This is a genomic window from Halomonas sp. FeN2 (assembly GCF_020595105.1).
In the GTDB taxonomy this organism is placed as follows: domain Bacteria; phylum Pseudomonadota; class Gammaproteobacteria; order Pseudomonadales; family Halomonadaceae; genus Vreelandella; species Vreelandella neptunia.
In genome coordinates, this window is record NZ_CP074200.1 from 1,498,659 (window position 1) to 1,520,611 (window position 21,953).

Annotated in this window: 15 protein-coding genes; 6 read left to right on the top strand and 9 right to left on the bottom strand. The window is 55.3% G+C overall.

Features of this window, described 5'->3' with window-relative positions; all coding sequences use genetic code 11:
* Positions 1-56: 56 nt before the first annotated feature.
* Positions 57-812 carry a peptidoglycan editing factor PgeF gene (gene pgeF, locus KF947_RS07005; RefSeq protein WP_227405801.1) on the bottom strand — a complete coding sequence of 252 codons (756 nt, stop codon included), beginning with the start codon at positions 810-812 and terminating at the stop codon, positions 57-59.
* Entirely contained in the window at positions 809-1,768 is a 960-nt protein-coding gene (gene rluD / locus KF947_RS07010; RefSeq protein WP_133733178.1) for a 23S rRNA pseudouridine(1911/1915/1917) synthase RluD, read from the bottom strand. Before rluD ends, pgeF begins: the two co-directional genes overlap by 4 nt.
* Positions 1,769-1,984: 216 nt before the next feature.
* Here rluD and KF947_RS07015 point away from each other — a divergent pair, with 216 nt between their 5' ends.
* From KF947_RS07015 to KF947_RS07025, 3 genes are all read left to right on the top strand, one after another.
* Positions 1,985-2,800: an outer membrane protein assembly factor BamD gene (locus KF947_RS07015; protein ID WP_133733179.1), complete on the top strand. Its 816-nt coding sequence runs from the start codon at positions 1,985-1,987 to the stop codon at positions 2,798-2,800.
* A gap of 237 nt (positions 2,801-3,037) precedes the next feature.
* Complete coding sequence (locus KF947_RS07020; protein WP_227405802.1) at positions 3,038-4,741, top strand: methyl-accepting chemotaxis protein; 1,704 nt, start codon at positions 3,038-3,040, stop codon at positions 4,739-4,741.
* A gap of 90 nt (positions 4,742-4,831) precedes the next feature.
* Positions 4,832-6,550, top strand: a complete 1,719-nt coding sequence (locus KF947_RS07025) for a putative bifunctional diguanylate cyclase/phosphodiesterase (RefSeq protein ID WP_133733181.1) — start codon at positions 4,832-4,834, stop codon at positions 6,548-6,550.
* Positions 6,551-6,585: 35 nt separating this feature from the next.
* On the opposite strand, the gene KF947_RS07030 is transcribed toward KF947_RS07025, so the two are convergent.
* Positions 6,586-8,220, bottom strand: coding sequence for an NAD+ synthase (locus tag KF947_RS07030; RefSeq protein ID WP_133733182.1), 1,635 nt, complete (start codon positions 8,218-8,220; stop codon positions 6,586-6,588).
* Positions 8,221-8,363: 143 nt separating this feature from the next.
* Between KF947_RS07030 and KF947_RS07035 the strand changes: the two genes are divergently transcribed.
* On the top strand, positions 8,364-8,636 hold the full coding sequence (locus KF947_RS07035; protein ID WP_039859573.1) for a PP0621 family protein: 273 nt from the start codon (positions 8,364-8,366) through the stop codon (positions 8,634-8,636).
* A 13-nt stretch (positions 8,637-8,649) separates the two neighbouring features.
* Here the strand turns inward: KF947_RS07035 and thiO are convergent, their stop codons facing one another.
* Positions 8,650-9,753, bottom strand: coding sequence for a glycine oxidase ThiO (thiO, locus tag KF947_RS07040; RefSeq protein WP_227405803.1), 1,104 nt, complete (start codon positions 9,751-9,753; stop codon positions 8,650-8,652).
* Between the two features lie 134 nt (positions 9,754-9,887).
* Here thiO and KF947_RS07045 point away from each other — a divergent pair, with 134 nt between their 5' ends.
* Positions 9,888-10,415 carry a GspH/FimT family pseudopilin gene (locus KF947_RS07045; RefSeq protein ID WP_223288702.1) on the top strand — a complete coding sequence of 176 codons (528 nt, stop codon included), beginning with the start codon at positions 9,888-9,890 and terminating at the stop codon, positions 10,413-10,415.
* 29 nt (positions 10,416-10,444) lie between these two features.
* Here KF947_RS07045 and trxB read toward each other — a convergent pair whose 3' ends face one another.
* Positions 10,445-11,398 (bottom strand): thioredoxin-disulfide reductase, encoded by a 954-nt coding sequence (trxB, locus tag KF947_RS07050; RefSeq protein ID WP_227405804.1) that lies wholly within the window; start codon positions 11,396-11,398, stop codon positions 10,445-10,447.
* Positions 11,399-11,669: 271 nt separating this feature from the next.
* Between trxB and acnA the strand changes: the two genes are divergently transcribed.
* Positions 11,670-14,402: an aconitate hydratase AcnA gene (acnA, locus tag KF947_RS07055; protein ID WP_227405805.1), complete on the top strand. Its 2,733-nt coding sequence runs from the start codon at positions 11,670-11,672 to the stop codon at positions 14,400-14,402.
* Positions 14,403-14,466: 64 nt separating this feature from the next.
* Here the strand turns inward: acnA and KF947_RS07060 are convergent, their stop codons facing one another.
* The 4 genes from KF947_RS07060 to tssM all read right to left on the bottom strand — a co-directional run bounded on the left by KF947_RS07060 (position 14,467) and on the right by tssM (position 21,912).
* Positions 14,467-16,146, bottom strand: coding sequence for an NAD-dependent malic enzyme (locus tag KF947_RS07060; RefSeq protein WP_133733187.1), 1,680 nt, complete (start codon positions 16,144-16,146; stop codon positions 14,467-14,469).
* Positions 16,147-16,373: 227 nt separating this feature from the next.
* Complete coding sequence (locus KF947_RS07065; RefSeq protein WP_133733188.1) at positions 16,374-17,585, bottom strand: YeeE/YedE family protein; 1,212 nt, start codon at positions 17,583-17,585, stop codon at positions 16,374-16,376.
* Between the two features lie 195 nt (positions 17,586-17,780).
* Positions 17,781-18,398 carry a GNAT family N-acetyltransferase gene (locus KF947_RS07070; protein WP_227405806.1) on the bottom strand — a complete coding sequence of 206 codons (618 nt, stop codon included), beginning with the start codon at positions 18,396-18,398 and terminating at the stop codon, positions 17,781-17,783.
* Positions 18,382-21,912, bottom strand: coding sequence for a type VI secretion system membrane subunit TssM (tssM, locus tag KF947_RS07075; protein ID WP_227405807.1), 3,531 nt, complete (start codon positions 21,910-21,912; stop codon positions 18,382-18,384). Before tssM ends, KF947_RS07070 begins: the two co-directional genes overlap by 17 nt.
* Positions 21,913-21,953 lie beyond the last annotated feature (41 nt).

Sequence of the window (21,953 nt, forward strand, 5' to 3'; positions counted from 1 at the left end):
AGGCTTTTCAAGAGGTGGCGGTGTGAACCGCTGGCTTATGGACGCTTTAATTCACATTAATTGATCCAGATCACACTTGCCATGCGCCCTGTCTTACCACCATCGCGGCGGTAGGAGTAGAAGCGTGACTCGCAGGCGGTGCAGAAGTGGCCGCCGCTAATGTGATTGACGCCCAGTGCCTCTAACCGAAAGCGCGCCAGCCGGTATAAGTCGGCCATGTAATGACCTAGCCGGTAAGGGCTATGGTCAAAGGCATCAGCGGTATCCGGGTGAACGGCAACAAAAGCGCCGTAAACTTCCGGGCCAACCTCAAATTGAGCGTTGGAGATAGCCGGCCCTAACCACACCAGAATATCGTCTGGATCAGTGTTCATCGCGGCAATGGTTGCTTCCAGCACACCGCCCGCCAAACCGCGCCAACCGGCATGGGCAACCGCCACCTGGGTACCCGCTCGATTGCAGAACATCACTGGCAGGCAGTCTGCCGTCAGCACCACGCAAGCGTACTCATTGGAGGTCGCAAGGGCGGCATCCGCGTCGGCAGCCTCGGGCTGATAAAATTGCTGTACACGGGCGCCGTGGGTCTGGTTCAGCCACAGCAGAGGCCGCTCATCGCCAATTTCCTTTTGCAGCAAACGACGGCACAACGCGACATGATCAGCATTATCGCCGACATGGGAAGCGGGGTTAAAGGCAGCGAAATCCCCCTGGCTAGGCCCCGATTCACGGGTCGTCACAAAGGCACGCACATTGGTCGGCGCTGGCCAGTCGGGCACTAAAAGCGTTGGCCGTAAATTAATGGCATCGCTCATCGCATAGTCTCATTATCTTCGCGCAGGTAGTCCAACAACATTAACAAATCATCAGGGAGGTCTGCCTGAAAAGTTAATGTTTCGCCACTTACCGGGTGTTTGAAAATCAACTTACGCGCGTGAAGGGCCTGACGAGGAAACTCACGCAGGATCTCCTTCAGAGGCTCAGCGGCGCCAGGCGGTAACTTGGCACGACCGCCGTACATGGGGTCGCCAATTAACGGATAGCGGGCATGGGCCATATGCACGCGAATTTGGTGGGTGCGTCCCGTTTCCAGCTTACAGCGCACGTGGGTGTGGGCACGAAAGCGCTCAACCACGCGAAAATGGGTAATAGCAGGTTTACCCGAAGCCGTCACGGCCTGCCGTTTACGGTCTTTAGGGTGACGCCCAATGGGCGCGTCAATGGTACTACCCGATACAGGCTTACCAATCACAACGGCGTCGTACTGACGTGACACGCTCCGCGCCTGTAGTTGTTCAACCAGGGCCGTCTGGGCGGGCAGCGTTTTCGCTACCATCATTAAACCAGTCGTATCTTTATCCAAACGGTGAACAATGCCTGCCCGGGGCACTTCGGCAAGCGACGGCTGGTGATGCAGCAACGCATTTAATAGCGTGCCATCCGGGTTGCCTGCGGCAGGATGCACCACCATACCGGCAGCTTTGTTTATCACCATCACCGTGTCGTCTTCGTAAACGATATCCAGCGCAATGTCCTGGGCTTCAAAGCGCGTATCGTCTTCAATGGTCGCCTGAAGCGCCAGCACTTCATGGCCATGCAGCTTGGCTTTCGGCTTGGCTTGAGCGCCATCCACCGTCAATTCACCGGCGTTAATCCACGCTTTTAAGCGCTCACGGGAGTAATCACTGAACAACTCAGCCGCCGCTTGGTCTAAACGCGCGCCGGCTAGCGTAGCGGGCACGCGCTGCGTGTCTTCAACTATTCGAGACATGAAAAACCTCTTTAAGACGCAAAAACCCCCAGCAAGGCGAAAAAATCAGCCCCGACATGGAAAAATAAGCTGTGACGACACCCGACGAAACGTCGCTAAACCTGCGTTTTGAGCCGAGGTGTTTTATAGTGGGCGGACTGCGACCTATTCTACCATTTCTACTTATGGCCATCGTCGCTTTTTGGTGATCGAGGCTTGTTTGCAACGAGGATGATGATGCGCGTTATTTCAGCTGCCAACCGCTTTGGTGCTCTAGCCCTAAGCCTTGCCCTTCTAGCGGGCTGTGCGAGTAACGATACAAGTGAAGAAGAGGACGATGAATTTGCTGGGGTTCAGGAGCGTGAGCTCTATGAACTGGCCCGCACAGCCCTAGACAGCAACCGCTACCCAATTGCGATAGAACGCTTGGAAGCTCTCGATACCCGCTACCCGTTTGGTGCCCATGCCGAGCAAGCCCAGCTTGAGCTGATCTATGCCTACTATGAAAACAGCGATTGGGAAGAAGCTCGCGCAGCAGCCAGCCGATTTATTCGCCTTCACCCCGACCACCCTCAAGTGGACTACGCCTATTACCTGCGTGGCCTCTCTGCTTGGCAAGCGGGCCGTTTTAGCTTAGAGCGGCTGCGCCTGATCGATATTTCCAAGCGCGACCTGGGTGCTTCCCGTGATGCTTACAATGACTTCCGCGAGCTGATTCAGCGTTACCCGCAGAGTGAATACGCCGCCGATGCCCAGCAGCGTATCGTCTACCTACGTGAGTTGATGGCCCGCCATGAGCTGCACGTTGCCGATTACTACCTGCGCCGCGGCGCATATCTAGCAGCGGTTGAACGCGGCCGCTGGGTAATCGAAAACTACCCAGAGTCGAACGCTACCCGGGATGCCTTGGCCACCATGGTGGAAGGCTATCAAGGCCTAGACATGGATGATCGCGCCAATGAGGTGCTCGCTGTGCTGCGTGAGAACGCGCCCGATCACGACCAGTTGCAAGGCAGCCGATTTATTCCCAAGCACTTAGGTCAAAATGATTAAACCATTGCGAGCTTTCAATCGCTAAAAGCTGTACAAGACCTACCTACCAAACCACGCCTCGGCGTGGTTTTTTTATTCAAAAAACACAGTAAGCAAATAATATTAAAGAGAAAAATACAAGCAGGCTAAAGATACTATACAGGCAAACACTATTTTCTATACAAATGTTGTACATCAAGATATAATCCTCTCGTCTTACATAATAAAGCGTCTTAACGGCGCCTAAGGGAGCAATCAATGTCATTTTTTAAAGCACGTTCCAGCAACACCAAAATTAGTACGCGTTTAACGCTCGGTTTTGCTGCCCTGCTTGGGTTGCTGATTCTGTTAACCGCTGTCGGAATTTACCAGGTCAATCAAATTGACCGCGACTTATCGACAATCAACGACGTCAACGGAACCAAGCAACGCTTTGCAGTGGACTGGCGAGGCAGTGTACACGACCGCGCTATCGTGCTTCGTGACATTGTGATCACCGCCGGGAATGGCAACCTCCGCTCCTTAGAGAGTGAAATGGAACGTCTGCGTAGCGCTTACAGCACAGCCACGACAGGCATGGAGCAAGTGTCCAACGAATACGCTGGCACTGCTCAAGAGCAGACTATTATTAACAGTATCAATGACCAAGCCATACTGACACGGGAACTGACAGAGCAAGTAATAGCCGCCCGTCAAGCAGACGAGTATGCAGAGGCGCAAACGCTGCTACTTGAACAGGCAGGCCCCGCTTACACCGAGTGGCTTAACCGCATAAATCAATTTATCAATCTTCAGCAGCAGTTGAACGACGCTACTACAGCGACAGCCCGCGACACCGCCTCCGGCTTTCAAATGCAGATGCTGGGGCTAACACTCTTTGCGTTGCTGGTAGGCGGTTTGATCGCGGTGTTTCTATCCCGCCAACTGCTACGTGAATTGGGTGCCGAGCCCTACGAAGTCAAAGCCTTCGCAGAAGCCATTGGTCGCGGCGAATTAACCAGTCAGGGGCAGCTCAAGAAGGGTGATACCCGCAGTATTATGGCGTCGCAGGTTGCCATGGCACATCAGCTACAAACCATTGTGACCCAGGTACGCGCTTCTGCAGAAGCGGTAGCCAGCAACAGTGAGCAAATTGCTGAGGGTAATAACGACCTCTCTTCGCGTACTGAACAGCAGGCCAGCGCGCTCGCGGAGACGGCCTCGGCAATGGAAGAGCTCAACAGCACCGTAAAACTTAACGCTGAGAATTCCGAACAGGCAAGCCAGGAAGCCTCTAGTGCATCAAACACCGCCAAGCAAGGCGGCGAAGCGGTGAATCAGGTCGTTGCTACCATGAACGATCTCAATAAGAGCTCTCAGGAAATCGCCGGCATTATCTCTACTATTGATGCGATTGCTTTCCAAACCAATATTCTGGCGCTCAATGCCTCGGTAGAAGCCGCCCGTGCTGGTGAACATGGCCGAGGTTTCGCGGTAGTCGCCGAGGAAGTGCGTCGACTAGCACAGCGCAGCGCCGAGGCCGCGCGAGAGATTAACACCCTGATTTCCAGCAACCTTGAGCGGGTTAACCACGGCAACGAGCGCGCCGAAGAAGCCAGCAAATCGACCGAACAGATCGTCGCGGCTATCGAGCGTGTAACCAGCATCATGAAAGAGATCAGCCACGCCAGCGCTGAGCAGAGCACCGGCGTGCAAGAAGTGGGTAGAGCAGTGACCGAGATGGATCAGGTCACCCAGCAGAACGCCTCACTGGTACATGAAAGCGCCACGGCTGCTAACAACTTGCGCAAAAACGCTCGCTCTCTGCTGCATACCATGGAAGTCTTCAAATTGCCGAACGCTCTCCCAAAAACACAGCCATCGCATGCCGCACTGTCACCTGCACGTAGTCATTCTTCCAACACGCAGGCTTTGCCCGCCGCAACACGTCAGCAGGCAGCACCGGAGTGGGAAAGTTTTTAAATTAAAAATGGTTTTTCGATTAACTGTTTAGAGGGATACGGCTCCTAACCCTTAGGGGCCGTTCTTAATAGCCCTCCCCCCGAGATGACGATGAAGCCCACTCAAAGCCTATTTAAGATGTTCTTACTACCGATCTTAATGGTAGCGCTTCCTGCACTATTACTCATGACGATTGCCATGGAAATGCGGGGGAAACAGTCGCTCGACAAATTAGACACTATCGCTCAGGTTGCAACAATATGGCTGGGAATTGGTGTGATGATTGGGCTAATTGGGGCTGCTTTTTTTTTCGTCTGGCGTAGCAATAAGCGTTTAATGATCATCGGAGACGCTATTTTATCGCTCGCCAATAGCCAGCAACAACTATCCAATTTCCAAGCGATTGAACAGTTGAGCCGTCAGCGCAGAGGCTCTTTGAAGCGCATTGCCATCGCACTAATGACGTTTCAAGATGCAGAAAAGCAACGTAAGGAAGCCGAGTGTAAGATTCACCGATTGGCGTATTACGACACGCTAACCCAGTTGCCCAACTGGCAATTGATGAAAGAGCATCTTCAGCATTCGCTTGATACAAGCCAGCAGACCGATACCTACGGCGCGCTGATCTATATAGACGTTGACGATTTCAAACGCATTAACGATAGCTGTGGTCACCGTATGGGCGACAAACTACTCCAGCAGATTGCCGAGCGCCTTACTGGATTGAGAGTAGAAGGCACCACCATTGGCCGTCTAGGCAGCGATGAGTTTATGGTGATAATCGATGGCTTAGCCAACGAACAGCTAAAAGCGGCCGAGAAAGCTGAGCTATTTGCCGCACAGTTACAGCAAACGCTGAGCCCCTGCTACAGTGTGGAAAATAAAAAGCACTTCCTCAGTGTGAGTTTGGGAATCGCACTGTTTAATGGCGTTCAAGAGAGCATTGATAGCCTTTTTCAATATTCTAACGCGGCCGTTCATCTTGCCAAACTAACGAGCCCCAACGGGTTACGTTTTTACGATCCGGTAGTGCAAGCCGAACTAGAAGCCAAAACCGCACTAGAGCACGATCTGCGCTTAGCCATCGAGCGACAAGAGTTTATATTAGTTTACCAATCGCAAGTGGATAGCATTGGGCAAGTCATTGGCGCAGAGGCATTGATCCGCTGGGAGCATCCTAGTAACGGGTTTGTCTCACCGGGTACCTTTATCCCCTTAGCCGAGGAAACGGGCCTAATCGTACCGATTGGCAACTGGGTGCTGGAAGCTGCCTGCGAGCAGTTGGTCGCCTGGGCCAACGACGAGCGCACGAAGCATCTAACACTAGCAGTTAACGTCAGCGCCAAACAGTTTCAACAGCCCGATTTCGTGGACACTGTTTGCGCCTCGCTATCTAAAAGCGGTGCCTTGGCACATCGCCTAAAGCTAGAGCTGACCGAAAGCACAATGATCGGCAAAATAGATAACATCATTGCCCGCATGCACCAGCTCAAGTCGTTGGGTGTTAGCTTTTCCTTAGACGATTTTGGCACTGGCTACTCGTCGCTGCAGTACCTCAAACGGCTCCCTTTAGATCAAATCAAAATCGACCAGTCGTTTGTGTTCAACCTACATAAAGACACGGACGATAAGGCCATCGTACAAACCATTATTGCCATGGGGCGTTCGCTCGGATTGCAGGTTATCGCCGAAGGTGTAGAAAACAAAGAGCACTGGCGCTACCTAAGCGAACACCAGTGTCATGCTTTTCAAGGATATTATTTTTGCAAACCGATATCCGCAAACGAGATGGTACAGCGTAGCTTGGGCCCACCACCAATGCTCGCCTAATACGGAGGTAGTACTCGTTATGAAGCAGTACCCGGCTACTCGCCGGGCTGCCAGCCGTTGACGATCGGATAGCGGCGATCGCGACCAAAGCCCCGCGGCGTCACTCGGACACCAATGGGCGCCTGGCGGCGCTTATACTCACAGCGGTCAACCAGTTTCACTACTTTATAAACGTCTTCAGCGTCAAAGCCACCGGCGATGATCGCTTCAGCGCTCATGTCGCCTTCGATATAGCTTAATAGGATTGCATCGAGCACGTCGTAATCAGGCAGCGAGTCGCTATCCTGCTGATCCGGCGCCAGCTCCGCGCTGGGTGGGCGCTCAATGACCCGTTCGGGGATCGCGGGTGATTGCGTATTACGCCAGCGGGCCAAGCGATACACCCAGGTTTTATACACGTCTTTAATGGCATTAAAACCGCCCACCATATCGCCATACAGCGTGGCGTAGCCCACCGCCATTTCGCTCTTGTTACCGGTCGTCAGTACCATCAAGCCTTTTTTATTGGAGATCGCCATCAGCAGCACGCCGCGACAGCGGGACTGCAGGTTCTCTTCGGTGGTATCTCGCTCAGTTCCTGCGAAGCTCTCTGCCAGCGTGCCCATAAAGGCTTCTACCATGGGCTCGATCGGCATGATCTCGTAATGCACGCCGAGCATTTTGGCCTGCTCTGCAGCGTCCTGCTTGGAGATATCCGCAGTGTAGTGGTAAGGCATCATCACCGCCTGCACCCGCTGTGGGCCCAGGGCATCAACGGCAATGGCCAAAGAGAGCGCCGAGTCGATACCGCCGGAAAGCCCTAACACCACGCCTTCAAAACCGCTCTTGTTGACGTAATCGCGCAGCCCGGTGACTAACGCGCAATATAGGCTCTCTTCCGGTTCTACCTCGGGGTCAATCTCTCCGGCTTGGGGTTCCCAGACCCTCGCGCTGGTTTGTAAAAACTGAACTGGCATCAGGCCCGCCTGCCAATACGGCGCCAGCACCTGCAACTCACCGCTGGCGTTAACGCAGCAAGAGCCGCCATCAAACACCAGCTCATCCTGACCACCGATAGTGTTCACATACACAATCGGACGATTGACGTCTTGGGCGTGCTGCTCCAATAAGCTCAGTCGCTCAGTGGGTTTATCCTGGTGATAGGGCGAGGCGTTCAAGGTGATCAGCACTTCAGCCCCCGCTTCCTTGGCAGCTCTAACCGGCGCACCATCCCATAGATCCTCGCAGATCACGATGCCAAGCTTGGCGCCTTTATGCTCATACACCAGTGTTTCAGTGCCGGGCGTAAAATAGCGCTGCTCGTCAAACACTTGGTAGTTAGGCAACGCCTGCTTGGCGTATTCAGCTTCCCACTGACCGTTGTAAAGCAGGCCCGCCAAGTTGTAACAGCGGCCTTCACGCACGCCGGGATAGCCAATGATCACCAGCACATCACTGGCGACCTTCGATGCCATTAGCGCGCGAGCTTCACGCAGGCGGGTTTCCATTGAGGGGCGCAGCAGCAGATCTTCCGGCGGATAGCCCGACAGAAAAAGCTCTGGAAAGACAACAATATCCGCCCCATGCTCAATCCGCGCTTCGCGCACTGCTTCAATCGCGCGTGCGGCATTGCCGGGAATATCCCCGACCAGAGGATCGAGTTGGGCCATTACCAGCGTTAAGTCTTGCATGGGCGTCAAAATCTCTTGAGAATCTTTAAAATAGGGTTACACCGACATAGTCGTATTGTCCCGCAAGGGCCGCCAACTGGCAAAGGCTGCGGGTCTATCCTAACGCCTTGTGCCTAGATTCCCACTTTGGGAGACACAAAAGGATGAACCTCTTGATCATTCGGCTGATTATCTTCGCCGTTATATTCTATGCCGGTTTAAAGCTATACGGCATTTACCGGCAACGTAAGCTTGAGCATGAAGCGCAGCATAAAAAAGTCAACCGCCACGAGGGTGGCAAAATGGTGCGCTGCCGCTGGTGTGAGGTACACGTTCCTGAAGACGAAGCACTGCGTGACCAGGAACAGTGGTTCTGCTCCAGCGCCCATCGCGACCGCTTCCTGCAGGAGCAGCAGGACAAGGACGGCACACCTTAAACTTGTACTGGTCTTAAGCTTGTATTAGCCGCCCTGGCGTAGGCTGGTAAGGCGCGGGGTCAATCAGTGGCGCGCGCCCCAGCAGCTGATCCACCAGTAAATGGGTCGAGGCAGGCGCCAACACCAAGCCGTTGCGATAGTGCCCGGCATTGACGAAAACATTTGGCCATTCAGGAAGCGCGCCGATAAAGGGGAGGCCCGTTGGTGATCCAGGCCGCAGACCGGCCCACTGGTGCGCTACCGGGCACGTTGCCAAAGCGGGCAGGATAGCTTCAGCACTCTGCTTTAGCGACGCCAATGCCGCCGTATCGGTGCGCTTGTCAAAGCCCACCTCTTCCAGCGTAGAACCAACCAATAGCAGTCCATCTGCACGCGGAATAATATAGCGCCCATTTTTTAACACCACGCGCTGCACCAACCCTTTGGGTGCTTGGTAAGCAATCATTTGACCTTTAACGGGTCTTACCGGCAACTGCACATTCAACTGCGACAAAAGCTGTGCGGCCCAGGCACCGCCGCAAACAATAATGCGTTCAGCCGTTAACGGCCCTTGCGACGTCACCACGCCTTCCACTTGGCTACCGTGCAGGATAAAGCCACTGACCTCACACTGCTCTTTCAGCGTTACCTGGGGCATCGCGGCTAACCGCGCCTTCAACGCCTTGGCTAACCGCGGATTGCGCACGCTACCCAGTGTCGGCATCCACAGTGCGCTGTCGTTAGCCATTGCCACACCAGGCTCTTTTTCGTGAACAAAGTCTGCCCCTACCCGCTCTAGTGGCTTACCTAGCTGACGCGCCCATCCCAGCGCTTTGTCGTCATCATCCACATTTAGGTAGAGCAGCCCTTTTTGGCGATATTCGGGGTCAATACCGGTCTCTTCCAATAAGCGCAGAGCCAAAGAGGGGTAAACACCTTCCGACCAGCGGGAAAGTTGCGATACCGCAGTATCGTATCGCCAGGGATAGAGCGGCGAAACGATACCACCGCCCGCCCAGGATGCCTCTTTACCGCACTCACCACGATCGACCAGCGTGACCTGCTGCCCCGCATCGGCTAGCTGCAGCGCCGTCATCATACCGATCACGCCACCGCCAATAATTAAGAAATCTCTCACAACATTGTCCGTTTTGGCTTACATAAAAAAAGCGTAGCGTCGCCTAGGATGACCTATTAACGACGTTGTGTTCGCAGCTGGTAAAGGAGAGTGAGCATAGCGCGGGCGATAACAAGGTCAAGTAAGGAGAGACGATGAGCCGTTTTCACGTCAAGACGCACACCACACCTGAAAGCGGGTTTACGCTGTTTGAGCTACTGGTCACGCTGCTGCTGGTGGGTATTATCGCCGCCTGGGGGCTGCCCAATTTTCAAGCACTGGGGAAGCGTGCTGCACAGACCAGCGAGATTAATCGATTCCAGAGTGCGTTTTCGTTAGCGCGCAATACGGCGATTAGCCAACGCCGCCAGTTGACGCTTTGCCCCGCCTCTGCAAACCACAAGGCCTGCGCTAATGACTGGAGTGGAGAACTAATGATCGTGCGAGGCAATAAAACCGAGAGCATCACTGAAGACGATATTTTGCGTATTGTCCCCGCGCAACAAGGTACGCAAGTGTCTTACAACCGGGGCTGGTCGCGTATCCGTTACAGCCCGTTAGGCTATACCAGCGGTTACAACGGCAGTTTTGCTATTTGCTCAGGCAGCGGCGCCAAAGGTAAGAAACTGGTACTTAGCCAATTGGGCCGCTTGCGTGTTGATGGAGCGCCTATTGATTGCTAAGGCCTGTTGACGCTCCACGTGACTAAGGTTTACCCGGCAATACCGTCTAAATAGCGCTCGGCATCCAGCGCTGCCATGCAGCCACTGCCCGCCGAGGTAATCGCTTGACGGTAAATGTGATCCATAACATCGCCACAGGCAAACACGCCCGGAACGCTGGTCGCGGTGGCATTCCCTTCAAGGCCTGAGTGCACCTTGATATAGCCGCCGTTCATGTCTAACTGACCAGCAAAGATCCCCGTGTTGGGGCTATGGCCAATGGCAATAAATAGACCAGGCGCATGGATCTCTTTGCTTGAACCATCTTTAGTGGATTTAACCCGCACTCCCGTAACGCCGGAGTTATCGCCGAGCACTTCTTCGACTTCCTGGAACCACTCAAGGGCGATTTTGCCCGCCTCAGCTTTCTCGAACAGCTTATCTTGGAGAATTTTTTCCGCCCGCAGCGTGTCACGGCGGTGTACCAAGGTCACTTTGGAAGCGATGTTAGAGAGATAAAGAGCTTCTTCCACAGCGGTATTACCACCGCCCACCACAATGACTTCCTGGTTGCGGTAGAAAAAGCCATCGCAGGTAGCGCAGGCAGATACCCCTTGGCCCATGAACTGTTGTTCTGTGGGCAGCCCCAAGTAACGTGCACTGGCACCGGTCGCCACGATCAGGGCATCGCAAGTATAAATGCCGCTATCGCCTTTTAAGGTAAAGGGCTTTTCACCTAAGCTAACCTCATTGATGTGATCAAACAGCACCTCTGTATTGAAACGTTCGGCGTGCTGCTTCATACGCTCCATCAACTCCGGCCCTTGTACGCCTTCAGCGTCGCCGGGCCAGTTATCCACATCGGTTGTGGTGGTCAATTGGCCACCCGCCTGAATACCGGTAATCAGCAGTGGCTTCAGGTTGGCCCGTGCGGCATACACAGCAGCCGTATAGCCGGCAGGGCCGGATCCAAGAATAATTAAACGCTCATGACGAGTTTCCATGACACCACCTTGTAAATATCTGACTGATAGCTTTGTCGCTAGCTGTGTTAATAGCTTTGAAAAAATTAGCCACAGAGTCTGCCTGAAATGGTGTCAAGTACAAGCTATTGCAAGGTTTCGTCTACGCTATTAGGCGAAGAAACCTTGAAAGCCCTAGTGTAAAGACCCATGTGTTATTACTAAATCAACGCCATACTGGGGGAAACCCATACTAAAGAAAGATCGTGACCGTACCGCTGAGCTCAGCGCTCAGCAACCAGAGGAGAGAGATATGAGCAAGATACCCGATACGCTAAGCACCCTAGAGGTTGGCAGTAAAACGTATCACTACTACAGCCTGCCCCAAGCGGCCGATACCCTGGGCAACATTGACCGGCTACCCAAGACGCTCAAGATTCTACTCGAAAACCAGCTGCGCTTCGCCGATGACGAAAGCGTAGATCAAGAAGATATGCAGGCCCTGGTCGACTGGCAGGCCGAGGGCAAATCCAGCCGCGAAATCGGCTACCGCCCGGCACGGGTACTCATGCAGGACTTTACCGGCGTGCCCGGCGTGGTGGATTTAGCCTCCATGCGGGCCGCGGTTGAAAGCCTGGGCGAAGACCCGGCGAAAATTAATCCGCTTTCCCCCGTCGATCTTGTGATCGACCACTCGGTAATGGTCGATAAGTTCGGCAACCCGGCTGCATTTCAAGAGAATGTCGATATCGAAATGCAGCGCAACCGCGAGCGCTATGAGTTTCTGCGCTGGGGACAGCAGGCGTTTGACAACTTCAGCGTGGTGCCCCCCGGCACCGGCATTTGCCACCAGGTCAACCTGGAGTACCTAGGCAGAACGGTATGGGTCAAGGACGAAGACGGTAAGACCTTTGCCTACCCCGACACCCTCGTCGGCACCGACTCCCACACCACCATGATCAACGGCCTGGGCGTGCTTGGTTGGGGCGTGGGCGGCATTGAAGCCGAAGCAGCCATGCTCGGGCAGCCGGTGTCGATGCTGATCCCCGAAGTGATTGGCTTTAAATTAACCGGCAAGCTTCGCGAAGGTATCACCGCCACGGATCTAGTACTCACCGTTACCGAAATGCTGCGTAAAAAAGGGGTAGTGGGTAAATTTGTCGAGTTTTACGGCGACGGTTTGAAAGATCTGCCGCTAGCGGATCGCGCCACTATCGCCAATATGGCCCCTGAGTATGGTGCTACGTGTGGTTTCTTCCCGGTCGATGATGAAACGCTGAACTATATGCGCTTAACAGGGCGTGAAGATGAGCAAGTCGCTCTGGTGGAAGCCTACAGCAAAGCCCAAGGGCTATGGCGTGAACCCAGCGATGAGCCGATCTTTACCGACGCGCTGGAACTGGACATGACCGAGGTAGAGGCCAGCTTAGCGGGCCCCAAACGCCCTCAGGATCGCGTGGCGCTGAAAGACATGGCGGCGGCCTTTGATAAGTTCATGCAAGAAGACGTCAACGCGGATGCCAGCGCAAAGGGGAAACTCTCCTCTGAAGGGGGCCAAACCGCCGTGGGGGTGGCGCGCAGCTTCGAAGATGACACCAGCCAGACCGTCAAGCTTGACGATCATGATTTCAGCCTTGACCCAGGGGCGGTGGTGATTGCAGCGATTACTTCGTGCACCAACACCTCTAACCCCAGCGTAATGATGGCCGCCGGTCTGCTGGCACGTAAAGCGCGTGAAAAGGGGTTAACCACCAAGCCCTGGGTAAAAACCTCCTTAGCACCGGGTTCCAAAGTGGTCACCGATTATCTGGAAGCCGCTGAATTAAACGACGACCTAGATGCATTGGGCTTCAACCTGGTCGGCTACGGCTGCACCACCTGTATCGGCAACTCCGGCCCGCTGCCCGATGAGATCGAAAAAGCGATCAACAGCGGCGACCTCGCCGTGGCCTCTGTGCTCTCCGGTAACCGTAACTTTGAAGGCCGCGTACACCCGTTGGTCAAAACCAACTGGCTGGCTTCACCGCCCCTGGTGGTGGCTTACGCCCTGGCCGGCAATGTCCAGCTTGACCTTACCCAGGAGCCACTGGGCAACGACAGTAACGGCGACCCGGTCTACCTCAAAGATATCTGGCCCAGCCAAGCCGAGATTGCCAGCGCCGTCGAACAGGTCAACACCGCCATGTTCCGTAAAGAGTACGGCGCGGTGTTTGAGGGTGACGACGTCTGGAAAGCCATCGACGTGTCAGAAAGTAAGGTCTATCAATGGCCTGGATCTACCTATATTCAGCACCCGCCCTTCTTTGAAGGCATGGGCCGCGAACCGGATGCCATTGAAGATGTGCACAGCGCCCGTGTACTTGCCATGCTGGGTGATTCGGTGACCACCGACCATATTTCCCCAGCCGGTGCCATCAAGCCTGACAGCCCCGCCGGGCGCTACCTGCAAGAGCACGGTGTCAAACCAGTCGACTTCAACTCCTACGGCTCACGCCGGGGTAACCATGAAGTCATGATGCGCGGCACCTTCGCCAACGTGCGAATCAAGAATGAGATGCTCGATGGCGTGGTCGGCGGTGAAACACGCCACGTACCCAGCGGTGAGCAGATGGCTATTTACGATGCGGCCATGAAGTACAAAGAGGAAGGCAAACCGTTGGTAGTCATCGCCGGTAAAGAGTACGGCACCGGCTCTTCAAGGGATTGGGCAGCCAAAGGCACTCGTTTGCTGGGTGTCCGCGCGGTGATCGCCGAATCCTTCGAGCGTATTCACCGCTCTAACCTGATCGGCATGGGCGTTGTACCGCTGCAGTTTGCCGAAGGCGAAAGCCGTCAAACGCTGGGATTAACCGGGGATGAAGAGATTTCGATTGCCGGCTTAAGCGACCTGACGCCAGGTGGCAACGTCAAAATCGTGATCAAAAATGCCGACGGGGAACGTAGCGTTGATGCCAAGTGCCGAATTGATACGGTAAACGAGCTGGCTTACTACCGTCACGGTGGTATCCTTCACTACGTGCTGCGCAAGATGATCGGCGCAGCCTAAAGGGTAAAACCTACCAATGCTTGCATGCCCCCACCTCGGTGGGGGCTTTTTTTTAGCCGAACGCTTAAAAAGCGCGACGACGATACGTGCGGTAATCCGGAGTCCAGGACGCTTTTTCGATTAACTCGCGCAGCGTCGTACCACTGGTTTTTAACGCCACCCCGTTCTGCTGCGCCTGAGCAGCGACTTCAAATGCAATCGACTTGCTGATATCGCGAATACGCGACAGCGGCGGCAGCAAAGCACCCTTGCCCTCTTTAACCAGCGGCGCTTCACGGGCCAGCGCCCGTGAGGCACTCATCAGCATCTCGTCGGTGACTCGATTAGCACTGGCAGCAATCACGCCCAATCCAATGCCCGGGAAGATATAGGCATTGTTGCACTGGGCAATCGGATAAGTGCGACCGTTGTAAACCACCGGCGCAAAGGGGCTACCGGTCGCTACCAAGGCTTGGCCGTCGGTCCAGCGAATAACATCCTCTGGCACGGCCTCTGCCTGGGAAGTAGGGTTAGACAGCGGCATGATGACCGGGTGTTCACAGCCCGCATGCATGGTGCGCACCACCTGCTCGGTAAAGATACCGCGCTGGCCGCAAACGCCGATCAATACCGTCGGCTTGATTTGAGCGATCGTCTCTTCCAGGCCCTGGCCGTTCCACTCCGCGACTAGCGAAGGGTCATGGGCTAGCCGGCGCTGGAAGTCGCGCTGCCACTCTTGATTGCTGGTCATCAAGCCTTCGCGATCGACAATGTAAATGCGCGATCGCGCTTCGCTTTCGGTCAAACCCTCCGCTTCCATCGCTACGACCACCTGCTCGGCGATTCCACAACCCGCCGAACCGCCCCCCACAAACACTACCCGCTGCTGGGCAATGGTCTCTTCCCGGGCCTGACAAGCGGCCATCAAGGTGCCGACCACCACAGAGGCGGTGCCCTGCACATCGTCATTGAAGCAGCAAAGCTCGTTGCGGTAACGCTCTAACAGCGGCACCGCATTGGCCTGGGCAAAGTCCTCAAACTGCAGCAATACATTTGGCCAACGACGCTTCACCGCGGCAATAAATTCCGCCATGAACGCATCGTACTCTTCTTGCCCTACCCGCTCCTGGCGCCAGCCCATGTACATGGGGTCATCCAGTAACGCTTTGTTATTGGTGCCCACATCAATCATGATCGGCAGCGTGTAGGCGGGGCTAATGCCGCCACAGGCGGTATACAGCGCCAGTTTACCAATCGGGATACCCATGCCCCCGATCCCCTGGTCGCCAAGGCCTAGAATACGCTCACCGTCCGTCACTACGATCACTTTGACGTTATCTTTAGTGGCGCTGCGCAGGATATCATCCATATGCTCGCGGTCAGGGTAGCTAATAAACAGGCCGCGGTGGTTACGGTAAATATTGGAAAATTCCTGACACGCCTGCCCTACCGTGGGGGTATAAATAATCGGCAGCATCTCTTCAAGGTGCTGGGATACGAGACGGAAATAGAGCGTTTCGTTGTCATCTTGAATGGCGCGAAGATGTATATGCTTCTCAAGGCTGCTATGGCACTGCTGGTACTGGCGATAGGCACGCTCAAGCTGGTCTTCAATGGTTTCCACCTTTTGCGGCAGCAAACCAATCAGGTTAAACGCCAAGCGCTCCTGCTGAGTAAACGCGCTGCCTTTGTTCAATAGCGGCATTTCGAGCAAAGAAGGACCGGCGTAAGGAAGGTATAGGGGGCGTCTACTCTGGGTAGTCATAAGCACTCTCTTTTTTATGTCAATCACTGCTGCAATGCAGCAACATCGGGCGTTTGCGGCGTTTGAGCGTAATGTAACATGCTCCTGCGACAAAGGTGGAAGAGAGCGACCATGTTGACATAAAAACGCCTCGATTTAGGGCGACTAAACCGAGGCGTAATGACACTATTAACTATTCCCTTACCGATGCCATTAGCTAAGTTATCAGCTATATCATCAACAACGCCTTAGCACGTTTTAGCGGTAGGTTTGCGGCCCTCTACGCCAGCAAAAAAGAACGGCCGCAGCTTAACGCCAAACATGTTGCCTGCAAACGCTGCTACCAACCATACCCAACCGTGGAGGCTGCCAGAGGCAATGCCGCTGAAGTAAGCACCAATATTGCAGCCAAACGCCAAACGCGCGCCATAACCCAGCAAGATGCCGCCAATGACTGCGGCCAAGATAGATTTCAGCGGAATCCTGAAGTTAGGCGCAAAGCGCCCCGCCAAGCTTGCAGCAGCCAGCGCGCCCAACATAATGCCGACGTTCATTACCGTGGTGATATCGCTCCATACGCTGGCTTCAAGAGCCGCGGCGTTACCTGGGGACTGCCAATAGCCCCACTGGCTGACATCGCCGCCCACCAGCTCAAAGCCTTTAGCCCCCCACAGCGCAAACGCAGAGGTAATTCCCCAAGGGCGGCCCGCCAATGCCAAGGTGACAAAGTTGAGCAGCGCCAACGCCACCGCGCCAGCCACTAACGGCCAAGGCCCAGTCAACCAGCGCTCATAGCCATGCTTATCGACCATAGGCGCCTGCTCTAACTGACCATGGCGACGCTTCTCCATCACCCAGGTAAACGCCGCAATAGCAGCAAACAGCACCAGGCTAATGGCGATCCCGCCACTGACCCCGGCGACATTAACCAGCGATACCGGTTGAAAGGCCGGTAAGCTCTGCCACCAGGCAAAATGCGCGCTGCCAATCACCGAGCCGACAATAAAAAACACCAACGTGATCAGCATGCGTGCGTTACCACCGCCCGCAGTAAACAGCGTGCCGGAGGCACAGCCGCCGCCCAACTGCATGCCCACACCGAACAGGAACGCCCCCACAAGCACAGAGATACCAATGGGCGCCACAAAGCCCGACACCTCGTTGCCAAACAGGGAGCCCGCCCCCAAGGCAGGGAAAAACAGCACCACCGCAATGGCCAGCATCACCATCTGGGCACGCAAGCCACGCCCGCGCCGCTCAGTAATAAATACCCGCCACGCTGAGGTAAAACCAAACGCAGCGTGATACAGCACCATGCCAAACAGCCCGCCGACGATCATCAGCAGGCCAATATTGGCGTCAAAGACAACCCCAATAAGCAACGCACCCAGCACAATCGCCGCTGTGGCTATCAGTGGTACGCGATAGCTCTGCGGCACAGCAGCAGTCGTTGTAGACATACACTCACCTTTTGCAATGCCAAAAGCGCCTGTTAACAAACAGGCGCTTTTGGTAGACGTGGACAATAGTTATAAGCCTAACGATAGCTGTAGAATGCGGGAAATTCTTTATTGAAAGGTGGTTATATCATTATGGCATAAATAATATTAAAACTGCTCCCAGACCGGTACCATCAGCCACTATGAGAATCCTTTTCACTGTCTCACATCCCACTGAGCGGGCGCTTCGTAGCTCGCTACCTCAAAAGCATCAACGTACATGCGCTGAAATCCCGCCGCTTCCAGGCTTTGAATCGCCGTGTGGCAGCCCAGCGGTAGCCGCGTTTGTAGCGGTACGCCGCTTAGACTCAGCCGCGCAGCGGTCAGCAGGCGTGCGCCATGGCCGCTGCCTTTCCACTCTTGGCTGATAAAGAAGAAGCGCAGCTGCCAGGCGGCTTCGTCATCGGGTCGGCAGGCCAACACCATCCCCAGCGGCGGGCCATCCCCATGGCGCAGGGCGAGTAAACGCCCCTGCCAGTGTTCAACGTGCTCTTGCTCGCGCTGCAACCACACCTGGCGATGCAGGGTAAATTCCAGCGCGCGACGCAGCGTATCCAGGTAGGCCTTGTCACGCAGTACCCAGGGCGAATGCCCTTTTGCATCGGCACGCTGGACGGCTTCGATAAAACTATCGATATCCCCTTCGCGGGCGTTTTCAAGTGCACGCGAAGATGCTTGGCCATTAACATTAGGGCCGCTATCCGCATGGCCACCTGGGTGGCCATGGGTCGCGCTAGGTGAGGGAGAGAGCCACTGCTTAAGTTTCGTCAGCATAGGGGCCTCGTTCTGCATAGAGTGCTGACGGTAGCTGGAAGCCTGCGGCGGGCGAACGGGTAAAGGGATTGGGGGCGCTATCGGTAAATAGGCGATAACGCATAGCGCCCCCGTCAACGTTGAAACGTAGCTCTAACTCACGCTCATTAACGCTGGTGATGTTGGCCTCTTCCAACAGCCGGAACCAGGCCCAGGCGCCATCGCGGGTCATACTCCGCGGCGAGCGGTTTACCTGGCTGGGCACCATGGTAATGCGGCTATCAGTGCCGCCACGCAGCGTATTAGGCCAAATCATCGATACCCGGCTGCTGGCACTATGGGTGTACTCGATGAGCTGGCCATCGGCGCTGATCACACTGCGCCGCTTGTCGGGGCTTAAGCTGATCGGCTCAAGAGAGAACTCGACGTCTAGCGCACCATCAGGGCCAAAGTAGGCACGGCGAATTTGTTCCGCCTGTGACACGGCGGCAAACACGTTTTCACGCAGTAGCGAATTGCCCTGGGTATCCACCAGTTGCTCAGGCGCACCTTCGATAAAGGGCTGCAAGTTATCCTGATAGAAGTTGTCGAGGATGCCTTCAGGGGCAAAGAAGGCTTCAAAGTCGCTTAGCGAAGCATCCCGGCTTGCACTGGGCACCAGCGGATAGCGCCCGGCTAAACGCTCTTGATAGGGCGCCACTACCTCATCTATCCAGATATTTTCCAGGTGACTGATAGCGCTTGCCATGATGAGCTGCCAGCTTTGATCCGCCAGGCTTTTCAGCATGCCCGCCACCGGCTCGGGAGAGCTGTCAGCGATACGTTGCAGGCGATAAATGGGATCATCGCCGCGCAGCGATAAGCGGTCACGCGCACCGATGAAAGCAGCACGCCCTGGGTCGCTGGCCTCTTCTATATCGAGCAGGTAATCGCGCAACTCCGTCACCGCCGATTTGATCTCCTCCAACGAGGAGGGATCCCCCTCTTGAGGATTGGAGAGCTTGTTAATCGCGGTAAACTGCTGCTCGATATCGTGAGCAAGCTGATAGCGCGGTGAGCGCTGTAGCGCTTCACGTGCTTCCTCGTCATCTTCAGGCAGTTCGGGATAGAGACGGGTATTCTGCTCGACCGCTGCTAACAGACGGTCTAACGGGCGCTCTGCGCTGACCAGCGCATCGGCGACCACCGCTGCCTGGTGAATATCCGGCAGGGGCACAAGCTGGGTGTTGCGCAGGGCATCACGCCAACTCACGCGATAATCACTGACATAATAGTCACGCAGGGCGTCTTGCAGTTGCTGCCGGTCAGCGTTGCTGAAGTTGATGTCTTCGCGCTGATCCAAGACCCACAGGTCGATAAGCGCTAGCTCGGTTGCCCTATCAAGCTGTTGCAGGAAGTGATTTTCAAAGCCTCCCCGGGTAACCAGATACGGCAGTTGAACATAAGACGGCTCATCGTTACGCGCCATAAACACCGTGTTGAACATCGACCCCACCTGACGGCGCAGGTCGAGAGGATCACCGCGTCGGCTACTGTCAGCTTTCATGGTGGCGTAGACCCGCTCATCCATCGGCAGGCGTGATAGGTCGTCAATTGCGGCGACTAAGCTGCCGCGTAGTGGCGCCATGGCATATTCAGCGCGCCGATTACCAGCGGCAACCCGGCTTTCCAAATCGCTGTGCTGCAGGGCGTAATCTAAATGAGCCAGTAAGCGGTCTTGGATTTCACCACGCTGGGGGAAATCCGACTGCCAACGCTGCGCCATAAAGTCGTGTACGCGTTCGGGCTGGCGGCCGCTGGCGTCAGACATCATGCGCAAAATGCGCAGCAGCGCCAGCTTGGCGTTACTGCCCTCCTCTTCGCGATTCATGTCATCCATGATGCCCACCATCAACGCCGGTAGGAATTGGTACTCCAGCATGGCGAGGTAGGCGTTTTCTAACTGGCCACCAATAATGTGGCCTTGATACAGCCCCATATCAGCCAGGAACGGCGTGTGCGTTCGGTAGTCTTCAAAGGTGTGCATCGCATCGCGCAGGCGATCCAACGGCGCCAGCATTTCGTAGCCCGTTGGGTCGTCGCTCTGAAACTCTTCGGGATGGGTGGCCAGGAAAGTTTCCGCCCGGTGCTCGACGGTGGAAAGCGAGGTCGCGTTTTTCTGGTAGAAATGACTCCACCCACCGATCATTACCGCACTCACTAACATGCAACCGACGATGCACGCCTGGCGAGTGCGCTGGCGACGGCGGGCGACTTTTGCGTTATCACCGGCCAGCCCCGCTTCTGGATAAATGACTTTCTCAAACAGTTCTTCAGTGAAATACAGGGCGCTGCGCGTGGCACGGTGCGCAGGCTGAACGCTTTCGGACATGCCATAACGGCGGGCCGCTGCATCAACGAAAGGATCTTCAGGCACCCCCTGCTGATAAACCGAGGTGAAATACGTGCCGCGTACAATCGCCGCGGTGGAAAAGCGGTCGCTGGAAAGCGCCTCGCTGAGGAAGCCGAGCAATACATCACGCAGCCCTGCTAGCTGGCGCACAAAGCGAAATACCGATTCCCGTTCTTCCCGGTCGCGGCACTCTGCCAGCATGGTAGGCATTGCGCGATTAAGGCGTTCCAGCATGTTGTCGTAAGCGGCGGCGAACTCTTCTTCCCACTGTCCCGGTGTATCGATGGATTTAGCCGAGAAGGTAAAGCCTAACGGCGCCCGCCGTGCAACACGGGAGTAATGGCGGAAAAAATCGTCAAAACCGTGCAGCAAATCCATTTTACTGAAGGTGACGTAAACCGGTAGTCGGCTGCCGTGGCGCTCCATCAACTCGCGCAGGCGGCTGCGTAACAGCGTCGCGTACGCTTTACGAACGGCTACCTGGGCGTGGCTAAGACGGGCTAGATCCAACACCAGCACAACGCCGTCCAGCGGGCGGCGTGGGCGGTTACGCTCTAGCCACTCGGTGAAGTGATCCCATAGGCGGCTATTCAGTTCGTCAGGCTCGCCCGTTTCCAGTGCGCCTTGAGTCAATAACTCGCCATCAGGGTCGATGAGTATCGCTTTATCGCCAATCCACCAGTCAAAACCAAAGCGATTTTTCTTGCTGCTGATGCCAGAGGCTTTCATGACATTGGACAGAGCGAAATTTTGCCCCGAGCGATTGACCAAGCTGGTTTTGCCCGCGTTTTCGACCCCCATGACCAAATACCAGGGAAGGCGATAGCGGCTGCTGTCCCCACTGCCAACACTATCAATAATTTCGGATAGCACGCTGTTCAGCGAGGTTTCCTGCTGGTCGATACTTTCCTGGATGGGGTCTGCCTGCTGCGACTCCATATCCTGCGCGAGCTCATCGGCTTCGCGCAGTCGACGGGAAAGCCGAACGCCCCAAATCACCGCCACTAACGTTACTAGCGCCAAGGTGGCCAGTAAACGATTGACCCAGGGGCCTAATGGGTAGCTGTCACGCACTTCCCAGCTAGGCCCTAACCACCAGATGGCCACTAATAGGAGCACGATTAATACGCCCCACATGGCCATGGAAAGCCGCCCTAACCCCTTGACTCTGTTAGCTTGCGCTT